This window comes from Variovorax sp. YR752 (assembly GCF_943372545.1).
In genome coordinates this window covers 1-13,532 of sequence record NZ_CALRZC010000004.1, presented here as the reverse complement: position 1 = coordinate 13,532, position 13,532 = coordinate 1, and the positions used below count along the sequence as shown (strand labels likewise).

The 13,532-nt window shown below is 68.0% G+C and carries 2 protein-coding genes; both read left to right on the top strand.

The genetic code is table 11. From position 1 onward, the window contains the following. Positions 1-260 precede the first annotated feature (260 nt). On the top strand, positions 261-11,411 hold the full coding sequence (locus AAG801_RS01410; RefSeq protein ID WP_341886823.1) for an Ig-like domain-containing protein: 11,151 nt from the start codon (positions 261-263) through the stop codon (positions 11,409-11,411). A 321-nt stretch (positions 11,412-11,732) separates the two neighbouring features. Next, a partial coding sequence (locus tag AAG801_RS01405; protein WP_341886822.1) for an Ig-like domain-containing protein occupies positions 11,733-13,532 on the top strand: 1,800 nt, incomplete at its 3' end.

Sequence of the window (13,532 nt, the reverse complement as noted above, 5' to 3'; positions counted from 1 at the left end):
GCTGCGGCGCTGTTTTCTTTTTCCAAGCCCCGGCGAGTCCCCGACTCGCCGGGGCTTTCGTACTTTTGTGCCCGCCGCAAGGGGCTTTGTTCACAGTTTCGCCCTTGGCCTAGTGGTGCGGCTTTGGGTTTCAGACTCGTCCGATGGTCCCGTCCGGGTGTTCTTCCTAGAGTGCTCTATCCCCCGAACCGTGTGATCTGGCGCTGCGTGCGTGCGCGTCGATCCGGTCCCATTTTTTACCCAGCGAGCACAGGAAACCCATGGCAACGAAGAAGAAGACGAAGGTCGTCGTCAACAGCAACGGCAGGAACATCGATCACACGGTGGACGCGGCGGCGAGCGGCAAGGCGCCGCTCAAGATCAAGGTCGGCAACGGTGCCAAGTACCTGCTCAAGGGTGAAGACGGTTTTGCGCCGGAAAACGTGACCCTCACCCGCGTGGGTGAGGACCTGCATGTCACGCTCGAAGGCGAGACGAGCCCCGGCCTGGTGCTGGAGGGCTACTACGCGCAATCCGAACCCGTGGGCCTGTACGGCGTGGCCGAGGACGGCCAGCTGTATGCGTACACCGGCACCGACGCCACGAGCGAGGTCTTCTCGCTGGCCGAAGGCCAGTCGACGGCCGTGGCGCTGGGCGGCGATTCGCTCGGCTCCGGCGTGCCGTACATGGCGGGTGCCGAAGCCGGCGCCGGCAACGACTTGCTCGGTGGCTTGTTCCCGCTGCTGATCACCGGCGGCCTGGCCGCGCTGGGCATGGGCCTGATCGCCGCCGGCAGCGGCAGCGACGGCGATCCCGGATTCGTCGGGCCCGTGGCCCCCGAACCGCAGCCTCCCGGCAAGCCCGGCTTCGACAGCCTGAGCGCCTACGACGACGTCGGCAAGGTGACGGGGCCGATCCCGCACAACGGCAAGACCGACGACACGCGTCCCGATTTCTCGGGCGTCGGCGCCACGCCCGGCAACACCATCACGATCTACGACGGCGGCAAGGAAATCGGCAAGGTCGTCGTGGACGGCAATGGCAATTGGTCGCTCACGCCCTCGAAGGACCTGGGTGAAGGCAAGCATTCGATCACCATCACCGAAAGCGACGCCGTCGGCCGCGAAGGCCTGCCCTCCGACCCGCTCGTGTTCGAAGTCGACACCACCGCCCCGCCCGCGCCGGGCTGGAACGGCCAGGGCATCGGCGACGTGATCGACAACGTCGGCACCGTCACCGGCAGCGTGCCTCCGGGCGGCGCCACGGACGACCAGCGCCCCGAATTCAAGGGTGAAGGCACCCCCGGCCACACCATCAACGTGTACGACGACGAGACGCTGCTCGGCAGCGTCCAGGTGGGCGAAGACGGCAAGTGGACCTTCACGCCGCCGGCCGACCTGATCGAAGGCGAGCACGCCATCACCATCACCGAGACCGACACGGCGGGCAACGAGAGCCAGCCGTCGAAGCCGTTCGAGTTCGACGTGGACCTGAGCGCACCGACCCGGCCCGAAGTGGGCGGCGCCATCGACAACGTCGGCGAGATCACCGGTGAGATTCTCCCGGGCGGCGTCACCGACGACCGCCAGCCTGAACTGCATGGCAAGGGCGAACCTGGCGGCACCATCGTCATCGAAGACAACGGCACCGAAATCGGCACGGTCGATGTGGACGAAGACGGCAACTGGAGCTTCATTCCGCCCGAAGCGCTGGACGAAGGCGAACACTCCATCGTCATCGTCGAGCGCGACCCGGCCGGCAACGAGAGCAAGCCCTCCGACCCGTTCGACTTCGTGGTCGACATCACGCCGCCTGACCCCAGCAAGCTGGCCATCACCGGCGTGGAAGAGGACGTGGGTGCCATCAAGGGCCACATCGCCTCGGGTGGAACCACCGACGACAGCCACCCCGTGGTCAGCGGCACCGGCACGGCCGGCGACACCATCATCGTGAGCGTCAAGGACGTCACGGGCGAGCGCGAAGTCGGTCGCACCACCGTCGACGCAGAAGGCAACTGGTCGCTGCCGGTCGACAAGGCCCTGCTGTCGGGCCCCAACGAATTCACCGCCGTCGAAATGGACCCGGCCGGCAACAAGACCGCGCCGAGCGCGCCCTACGACGTGACGGTCGACCTGGCGACGCCGCCGGCGCCCGTGATCCAGAACGTGCAGGACGACGTGGGCCCGAACACGGGCATGCTGCAAAAGGGTGAGCTCACCGATGACGCCCAGCCGACCATCATCGGCACCGCACAGGCCGGCGCCACCGTGAAGGTGTACGACGGCACGACGCTGCTGGGCCAGGTCGTGGCCGACGCCACGGGCAAGTGGAGCCTCACGCCCGAGACCGCGCTGGCCGACGGCCGGCACGACATCACCGCGACCGCCACCAACACCGTGGGCCAGACCAGCGCGCCCACCGGCGTGTGGCACTTCACGGTAGACGCCACGGCGCCGGGCCAGGTCACCGACTTCGAAGTCACCGACGACGTCGGCGGCACGGTGGGCAAGCTCACCGAAGGCATGACCACCGACGACGACCGCCCGACCTTCAGCGGCAAGGCCGAACCGGGCGCGACCGTGACCGTGTACGACAACGGCGAGAAGATCGGCGAGGCGCTGGCCGGTCCCGACGGCCAGTGGAGCCTCACGCCCGACAAACCGCTGCCCAGCGGCGAGCACGCCTTCACCACCGAGGTGGTCGATCCGGCCGGCAACGGCAGCGGCCAGAGCGATCCGCTGAACGTGATCGTGGACGCCATTCCCGGCGTCGTGACCCTCGACACGCTGGTGGACGACGAGGGTGCCATCAGAGGCACCATCGCCGCCAACGGCAGCACCGACGACACGCGTCCCGAGATCCAGGGCACGGGCAAGGCCGGCAGCACCGTCCATGTGTACGACGGCGTGACCCTGCTGGGCGAAACCGTGGTCAAGGGCGACGGCACGTGGAGTTTCACGCCCACCACGCCGCTGGCCGACGGCGCGCATGCCATCACCGTGACGGCCACCAGCCTGGCCGGCAACACGAGCGAGCCAACGCCCGCCGTGAACTTCACCGTGGACACGCTCGCCCCCACCGCACCGAGCATCGACGCGGCCGAAGACGACGTGGGCGCCAAGCAGGGCGCGCTGGTCAACGGCGGCGTCACCGACGACCCGTCGCCCACCCTGTCGGGCAAGGCCGAAGCCGGCAGCACCGTCGCCGTGTACGACAACGGCAAACTGCTGGGCACGGTCCCGGCCGACGCCGCCGGCCACTGGACCTACACGCCCACCACGCCGCTGGCAGAAGGCGAACACACCTTCACCGTCACCGCCACCGACAAGGCCGGCAACACGGGCGCGCCTTCGGCCGGGTTCGTGCTGACCACCGACTTCACGCCGCCGGACGCCACCAAGCTGGCCATCACCGGCGTGGAAGACGACGTGGGCAACGTTCTGGGCAACATCGCCTCGGGCGGCAAGACCGACGACAGCAGTCCCGTGATCCATGGCACCGGCACGGCCGGCAACACCGTCATCGTGATGATCAAGGACGGGCTGGGCGAGCGCGAGCTCGGCCGCGCGACCGTGGGTGAAGACGGCACCTGGTCGCTCGAGCCGAAGCACCCGCTGGTGTCCGGCAGCAACAGCTTCACCGCCATCGAGATGGACGCGGCCGGTAACCCGACCGCGCCGAGCACGTCGTACGAAGTGATCGTCGACGTGACGAAGCCCGAGCCGCCCGTGATCGAGAACGTGCAGGACGACGTGGGCCCGAGCAAGGGCATGCTGCAAAAGAACGAGCTCACCGACGACGCCCGCCCGACCATCACCGGCACCGCGCAGCCCGGCAGCACCGTGACGCTGTACGACAAGGGCGTGGAAATCGGCAAGGTGCCGGCCGACGCCGCCGGCAGATGGAGCTTCACGCCTGAAGCCGCGCTGGCCGACGGCACGCACGACATCACGGCCACGGCCAGCAGCACCCTGGGCCAGACCAGCGAACCCACCGGCGTCTGGAGCTTTGCCGTCGACACGCAGCCTCCCGGCAAGGTCACGGGCCTGGAAGTGCTCGACAACGTGGGCGACAAGACCGGTGCGCTGGTCCACAACGACATCACCGACGACAACACCCCCACCTTCAACGGCAAGGCCGAGCCCGGCAGTACCGTGAAGGTGTACGACAACGGCATGCTGCTCGGCACCGCGCCGGTCGGCCCCGATGGCAACTGGACCTTCACGCCCGGCACGCCGCTGCCGGACGGCGCCCACAGCTTCACCACCGAGGTCATCGACCCCGCGGGCAACGCCAGCGGCAAGAGCGATCCGCTGAACGTGACCGTGAACACCCAGGACGTGCTCGTGTCGATCGACACGCTGGTGGACGACCAGGGCACGCTCAAGGGCGTCATTGCCCCGGGCGGCGTCACCGACGACACGCGTCCCGAGATCAAGGGCACGGGCAAGGTCGACAGCACCATCCATGTGTACGACGGCGAAGGCGAAGGCAAGACCCTGCTGGGCACCACGCTGGTCGGCGCGGACGGCAAGTGGAGCTTCACGCCCACGGCCGACCTCAGCCAGGGCGAGCACAAGATCACCGCCACGGCCACCGACCTGAGCAGCAACGTGAGCAAGCCCACGCCCGTGGTCGGCTTCACCGTGGACACCGCCGCACCGACGGCCCCCACCATCGTGTCGGCCGAAGACGACGTGGGCGCCAAGCAGGGCGCGCTGGTCAACGGCGGCGTCACCGACGACCCGTCGCCGACCCTGTCGGGCCAGGCCGAAGCCGGCAGCACCGTCACCGTGTACGACAACGGCAAGCTGCTGGGCACGGCCCCGGTCGACGCCGCCGGCCACTGGGCCTACACCCCGACCACGCCGCTGAACGAGGGCACGCACAGCTTCACCGTCACCGCCACCGACAAGGCCGGCAACACGAGCGCGCCTTCGGCCGGGTTCGTGCTGACCACCGACTTCACGCCGCCCGCAGCCTCGGCTGCGGTGCTCAGCGACAACGTGGGTGCGGTCCAGGGCGAGATCGCCAGCGGCGGCATCACCGACGACGACACCCCCACGTACGCCGGCAAGAGCGAGCCGAACGCCACCGTCGTCATCTACAACGAAGGCAAGGAAATCGGCCGCGTGCCGACCGATGAGGCAGGCAACTGGCGCTTTACGCCGGCCCCCCTGGACAACGGCAGCTACAGCTTCAGCCATGCCGTGATCGACGCGGCCGGCAATGCCGGCGCGCGCGGCCCGGCAACCGACTTCACGGTCGCGTCGACACCTCCTGTCATCCGCATCGACGGCGCAAGCGACGACGTGGGCAAGATCATCGGTGCCATCGCCCAGGGCGGCGTCACCGACGACGCCACCCCGACCCTCACGGGCAAGGCCACCGCCAACGGCACCGTCAAGGTGTACGACGGCGCCACCCTGCTGGGCCAGACCACGGCCGACGCCAACGGCAACTGGACCTTCACGCCGGACACCGCCCTGGTCGAAGGCCTGTACACCCTGAGCGCCACCGTGACCACGCCGGCCAACGGCGAGAGCGCCCCGACCGAAGTGTTCGAGCTGACCGTCGACCTGAGCCCGCCTTCCAAGCCCGCCATCGACGCGATCAGCGACGACGTGGGTTCGATCAAGGGCCCGATCGCCAACGGCGGCATCACCGACGACGCCACCCCGACGCTGTCGGGCAAGGGCGAGCCCGGCACCACCATGCAAGTGTTCGACAACGGGGTCCTGCTGGACACCGTCGACGTCGACAGCAAGGGCGACTGGAGCTTCACGCCGGCCCCGCCGCTGGCGATCGGTGAGCACAATTTCAGCGTCGTCAACGAAGACAAGGCGGGCAATCCGAGCGAGCACTCGGAGGCGTACACGGTCATCGTCGACACCTCGCCGTGGCCCGGCCAGCCGACCATCGACACGGTGTACGACGACCAGGGCGCCATCAAGGGCAACCTGAACCCGGGCGACACCACCGACGATGCCAAGCCGCTGCTCAGCGGCAAGTCGGAACCGAACAGTGTCGTGATCCTCAAGGACGGCGGCATCGAGATCGGTCGCGCGCCGGTCGATGCCGACGGCAACTGGCATTTCGAGCCGCTGCTGCCGCTGGGCAACGGCGCGCACAGCATCACCGTGACGGCCGTGGACACCGGCGGCAACGTGGGAGCGACCTCCGACAGCTTCGGCTTCGACGTGATCGGCGGCGGCGCACCCGCCGTGCCGGCCATCACCGCGGTGAACGACGACGTGGGCGCGAGCAAGGGCGGCCTGCAGAAGGAGGCCGTCACCGACGACGCGCGTCCGACCATCGTGGGCACCGCCGAAATCGGCGCCACCGTCTCGCTGTACAGCAACGGCAAGCTGCTGGGCACCGTGGTGGCCGACGCCACGGGCAACTGGACCTTCACGCCGTCGAACGACCTGGCCGACGGCCTGCACAACATCACCGCCGACGCGACCAACGCCGCAGGCAACCCGAGCCCGAAGACCGGCGACTACCCGATCACCGTCGACACCGTGGCACCGGGCGCCTCCAGCGCCGTGCTGAGCGACGACGTCGGTTCCATCAAGGGACCGATCACCAGCGGTGACATCACCGACGACAGCACCCCCACGTTCAGCGGCAAGACCGAGCCGAACGCCACCGTGGTCGTCTATGACGACGGCAAGGAAATCGGCCGCGTGCCGGCGGATGCCCAGGGCAACTGGAGCTTCACGCCGAACACCCCGCTGGCGGACGGCGAGCACAGCTTCAGCAACGCCGTGATCGACCCGGCCGGCAACGTGGGCGAGAAGGGCGCCGCCATCGACTTCACGGTCAACACCGCCGGCGTCACGGTCACCCTGGACGGCGCGAGCGACAACGTGGGCACGATCACCGGCGCCATCGCCAAGGGCGGCGTCACCGACGACGCCACCCCGACCCTCACGGGCAAGGCCACCGCCAACGGCATCGTCAAGGTGTACGACGGCGACACCCTGGTGGGCCAGACCACGGCCGATGCCAACGGCAACTGGAGCGTCACGCCGGGCACCGCCCTGGGCGAAGGCCAGCATCAACTGACGGCCACTGTGACCACCACGGCCACTGGCGAGAGCGCCCGGACCGAAGCGTTCGCGCTGACCGTGGACCTGAGCGCGCCCTCGAAGCTCGCCATCGACGCGGTCAAGGACGACGTGGGCGGCATCCAGGGCCCGATCGCCAATGGCGGCTCGACCGACGACACCACCCCGACCCTGTCGGGCAAGGGCGAACCCGGCACCACCGTGCAGGTGTTCGACAACGGCAGCCTGCTGGGCACCGCCGACGTCGACAGCAAGGGCGACTGGAACTTCACGCCCACCACACCGCTGAACAACGGCGAGCACAGCTTCACCGTGGTCAACGAAGACAAGGCGGGCAACCTGAGCGAGCCCTCGGCGCCGCACGTGGTGGTCGTGGACACGGTGGCCCCGGGCCAGCCGACCATCGACTCGGTGTACGACGACCAGGGCGCCGTGAAGGGCGACCTGAGCCCGGGCGGCATCACCGACGACGCCAAGCCGCTCGTCAGCGGCAAGGCCGAGCCGAACAGCACCGTCGTCATCAAGGACGGCGCCATCGAGCTGGGCCGCGCGCCCGTCGACGCCAACGGCAACTGGAGCTTCGAGCCACTGCTGCCGCTGGGCAGCGGCCTGCACAACCTGACGGCCACCGCCGTGGACGCCGCCGGCAACACCGGCGCGGCCTCGGACGGCTTCGGCTTCAAGGTGATCGGCGACGAAAACCCGCAGCCGCCGACCATCGTGTCGGTGAACGACAACGCGGGTTCCATCGTGGGCGACCTGCAGAAGAACGCCGTGACCGACGACGCCACCCCGACCGTGTCGGGCACCGGCGAAGTGGGCGCGACCATCTCCGTCTACAGCAACGACGTGCTGCTCGGCACCACCCTCGTGCAGGGCGACGGCACCTGGGTCTTCACCCCGCCGGCCGCACTGGCCGAAGGCCTCAACAACCTGGCGGCAACCGCCACCAACCTGGCCGGCAACACCAGCGACAAGACGGGCGTGTACCCCGTCACCGTGGACACCACGGCGCCGACCGCCGGCACGGCCGTGCTGAGTGACGACGCCGGCGACATCGTCGGCCCGATCACCAGCGGCAGCACCATCGACGACAGCACCCCGACCTACACGGGCAAGACCGAGCCGAACGCCACCGTCGTCATCTACGACCACGGCAGCGAAATCGGCCGCGTGCCGGCCGACGCCGAAGGCAACTGGAAGTTCACGCCGACCACGCCGCTGGTGGACGGCGCGCACGAACTCGCGCATGCCGTCATCGACGTGGCGGGCAACCTGGGCGCCAGGAGCCCGGCCATCGACTTCACGCTGGACACCCGCGACGTCACCGTGTCCATCACCGGCGCCGAGGACAACGCGGGCACCGTCACCGGCGCCATCGCCAAGGGCGGCGTCACCGACGACACCACCCCGACGCTCAGCGGCAAGGCCACGGCCGGCGGCACCGTGAAGATCTACAACGGCGGCGTGCTGCTGGGCGAGGTCGTGGCCGACGCCAACGACAACTGGAGCTTCACCCCGTCTCCCGCGCTGGGCGACGGCCTGTACACGCTGACCGCCACCGTGACCACGGACGCCGGCGGCGAGAGCAAGCCCACCCCGGTCTTCGACCTGACGGTGGACACGCTGGCGCCAGCCAAGCCGACCATCGAGAAGGTGGAAGACGACGTGGGCGACCTGCGCGGGCCGCTGGCCCACGGCGCATCGACCGACGACTTCACCCCGACCCTGTCGGGCAAGGCCGAGGCCAACAGCACCGTGTACATCTACAGCGACGGCGGCAACCTGCTGGGCAAGGTCCCGGCCGACGCTGCGGGCAACTGGAGCTTCACGACCACGCAACTCAACAGCGGCACCTACGACTTCACCGTGGTGAGCGAGGACAAGGCGGGCAACCGCAGCGAGCCCTCCAACCCATGGCAGCTGACGGTGGACCTGACGCCGCCGGCCGTGCCGACCATCGTGACGGTGGTCGACAACGTGGGCCCCCTCACGACCGACCTGACCCAGGGCGGCCTCACCGACGACACCAGGCCCGAGTTCAAGGGCAAGGCCGAAGCGGGCAGCACCGTGAAGGTGTACGACGGCGCGACCCTGCTGGGCACGGTCGTGGCCGACGCCGGCGGCAACTGGGCCTGCACGCCGGGCACGGCGCTGGGCGACGGTGCGCACAGCGTCACCGTCACCGCGACCGATGCGGCAGGCAACACCAGCGCGCCGTCCGCTTCGTTCGACTTCACCGTGGATGCCACCGCGCCGGCCAAGCCGACCCTCGTGTCGGTGACCGACGACGTGGGCAGCATCCTGGGCAACGTGGCGCTGAACGGCACCACCGACGACCCGCGGCCCGAGTTCAAGGGCACGGCCGAAGCCGGCAGCACCGTGGTCATCTACGACAAGGGCGTGGAACTCATCCGCGTGCAGGCCGATGCCTCGGGCAACTGGACCTACACGCCGGACACCGCGCTGAGCAACAGCACGCATAGCATCACCGTGACCGCCGTAGACACGGCGGGCAACACCAGCGCGCCCTCCGACGCGTTCGGCTTCACCGTGCTGACCACACCACCCCCCCGGCCGACCATCGTGACGGTGACGGACGACGTGGGCGCCACGAAGGGCGAGATGTACAGCGGCGACTTCACCGACGACAGCCGGCCCTTCTTCGTGGGCAAGGCCGAGGCGAACAGCACCGTGATCATTCTTGACAACGGTGTGGAAGTCATCCGCGTGAAGGCCGACGCCTCGGGCAACTGGACCTACACGCCCGACGCGCCGCTGGCCGATGGCGGCCACAGCATCAGTGCGGTGGCGATGAACCAGGCGGGCACGACCAGCGTGCCGTCGGCGGCGTTCGGGTTCACGGTGGATACCACGGCACCGGTTGCGCCAACGAGCGTGACTGTGGACGTGAGAGGCGAAAAAGTAGCGGTGACACTGGCTGATACCAAACTGAAAGTCGGCGACTCACTGGATATCGTGTCCAACGGAAAACACTTGCAGCACACACTGACGCAGGCGGACATCGATGCGCAAAGTGTGACGGTAGCGTTGCCTGCAGACATGACGAGCAGCGTCGTAGTGGGCGTGATTGATCAGGCGGGTAATGTGTCGGGGTACCGTACAACCACTCCGCTTGGTTCGGAGTTCCTTTCTGGTAGCGCATTTACTCAGCGGCATGTGACCCCGACGGGCGTCTATCTGGGGACTAGCTCCGTAAAGGTTTACAGCGAACAAAAAATAGGAGATCTGTCCGAAAGTCTCTGGCTCGGTGCTGCCGTTACGCACTACCGTACGGACTTTCTGTTGGATGAGCCGGCGACGCGGATTCAGTTCAGGTTTGGTGCCGAATCTTCTATGCAGCCGATGTACGTGGCATTCTTTGATGCGGCTGGTGTCGAAGTAGGAAGGCTCAACTATCACGGGACTACCAATCATTTGAATGGCGATGTGGATTTCGAAGCGCCGTTGGGAAAAGGCATTGCAAGTTTCAGCTTCGTCACTCCTGGGGGCGACGGGAATGGCACAACCATCCCCGCGCTGACAATCACGCGCCCTGGTGGCACTAGTCAAGTGCTCCCACCGGAGGAAGTGCTGGACACCCGTGCCGACTCACAGATTTACCATGGCGGCGAAGAGGCCAATTCGTTCAATGGGACCGATGGGGCTGACTCGGATGTTGAGGGCAGTGAAATTCATGGCGAGGGAGGGCCGGATACGGCTGCCACCTTCAACAGCACGGGCCTGCAGGTCGATGCAGATGCGACGCTCGTGCATGCGGGCTACCGCGTCGACGGGCTCAGCCATGCAACTCAAACGATCGCTGAGGCTGACGAAACCCTCATCGCCAGGCTCGGCTTCGCCGACCGGCTCGAAGGCGGCGCCGGCAACGACACCTTCACCAACGTCGGCACGGGCGACGTGGTGCAGGGCGGCGCGGGCAACGACATCGTTCATGTCATCGGTGGCGACTTCGAACGCCTCGACGGCGGCCTGGGCATCGACACCCTGGTGATGGACGGCAAGGCGATGCACATCGACCTGTCGGCCCTCGGCCTGGCGAAGGTGCAGGGCTTCGAGAAGTTCGACCTCGGTGCGGGCGGCAACACGCTGGCGCTGAGCACGAGCGACGTGCTGGCCGGCGGTGCGCGTGACATGGTCACGGCCGACGGCAAGGTGCAGATGCTGGTCAACGGCGCGAACGGCGAAGTCGACCTGCTCGGCGGCCACGACGGCGGCGACGGCTGGATGCAGGGCAGCAATGCCACGGTGGGCGGTGTGACGTACAGCGTCTACACCAACCTGGCCGGCACGGCCGAGCTGCTGGTCGAGGACAAGGTCCACGTGACCATCCTGTAAGCCAATCGGCCCATCGGCGCGACAGCTGCCTTGTGCGGCTGTCGCGCTTTTTTTTCGTGCGGCCTGCTTGCCGGTGGACGCGGCTTCGCGCGGCGGGCGCGCACTGAAGGCTGCGCCGCGTTCTTCCTTGTGCTGTTGCCGCCGGATTTATTTGCGTTTCGGGGTACCGACCGGCTCCCGCGGCCTGGCTTTCAGATTCGTCTGATGGCCTCGCGCCGCCGCGCTCCCTAGAGTGCCTGACGGACCTCCCTGTTGCATCGGGCCGTGCGCATTCGCACACCGATCGGGGGTCTTACTTTCTTCAGAAAACCCAGGAATTCAATGACTTTCCAACCGTCGAACCTCGCTGCCGATGACGACAAGAACATCAGCCAGGCCATGAACGCAAGCCTGGCATCGCCCTTCGCGCTGCAGCCCCCCGCGCTGAGCGGCGCCCTCGACAACGCCGGCGACATCCAGAACCCCCTTGTCTCCGGCAGCGTCACCGACGACCGCCAGCCCGACTTCCATGGGCAGGGCACGCCGGGCGACACCATCGTCATCCAGGACAACGGCACCGTGATCGGCCAGACCCGCGTGGAGGAAGACGGCAGCTGGAGCTTCACGCCCTCGGCCGACATGACGGAAGGCCACCACGCCATCACCCTCGTCGCGCGCGATGCCCAGGGCAACGAGAGCGCGCCCTCGGCCGCGTTCAACTTCGAGATCGACGTGACCCCGCCGGATGCCAGCAAGCTGTCCATCACCGGCGTTGCGGACGCCGCGGGCGGCACGACCGGCAACGTGATCTCGGGCGGCACCAGCGACGACGCGCGACCGCTGATCAGCGGCACCAGCTCCGGCGTGTCCGGCCACACCGTCATCGTGATGGTCAAGGACGTCAATGGCGAGCGCCAGCTGGGCCAGGCCGTCATCGGCAAGGACGGCAACTGGACGCTGCAGGTCGACGCGCCGCTGGCCGAAGGCCTGAACACGTTCAGGGTTTACGAACACGACGTGGCGGGCAACGAGACCGCGCTCACGGCCCCCTACAAGGTGACTGTCGAGCTCGACGGCGGCCCGCCCGACGCGCCTGTGATCGAGCGCGTGCTCGACAACGTGGGCGCCATCACCGGCGCCATCGGCAAGGGTGGCTTCACCGACGATGCCAAGCCCGAGTTCAAGGGCAAGGCCGAAGCGGGCAGCACCGTGAAGGTGTACGACGGCGCCACCTTGCTGGGCACGGTCGTGGCCGACGCCGGCGGCAACTGGACGTTCACGCCGCTCACGGCGCTGGGCAATGGCGCGCACAGCATCACCGTGACCGCGACGGATGTGGCAGGCAACACCAGCGCAGCATCGGCTTCGTTCGGCTTCACCGTGGACACGGTGCCCCCGACGCAGACCGCCACCGTGACCGAGATCGGCAACGACAGCGGCTTCAGCGCCAGCGACTTCCTGACCAACGACGGCAACGCCGGTCGCGACATGAAGGGTGTGCTCTCGGCCGCCCTGGCCGCGAACGAGACGCTGCAGGTGTCGACCGACGGCGGCACGACCTGGCAGGCCGCGTCCGTCAGCGGCACGCAGTGGACGGTGCAGGACAGCAACAGCCACACCGGCAGCTGGAATATCCAGACCCGCGTGGTCGATGCCGCCGGCAACGGGGGGCCCGAGCAGTCGCAGGCGGTCACGCTGGACCAGGTGCCGCCCAAGGCCCCGACCCAGCTGGTGGCCAGCGGCACGGGCGTGGATGTGTACTTCGACAACACGGATGCGAAGGCGGGCGACAAGGTGCGCGTGGCCTTCGGCGACGAGCAGGTCGACCACGTGCTCACGGCGGCCGACATTGCCGCGGGCAAGGTGTTCGTGGCCAATCCGAATGCACCGTTCGCGATCGACTTCACGGGCGTGCCGCAGACGTCGGCCGGCGGGGTTTCCTTGCTGGAGACCGGCCGCCTGACGGTGACGGGCACGAAGCTGGAGGTCGAATCGGCTGGCATCCTTGAGCTGGTCTCGAACTTGAACGGGAACATACTCATCGCCGATGCCCTGTCCGTGCAAGGGCCGTTCCTCGACTTCGCGGTGGCGAAGGGAACGGATTCTTTCGCCTTCGATCTGGCCTTCGGCCTGAATGACGCG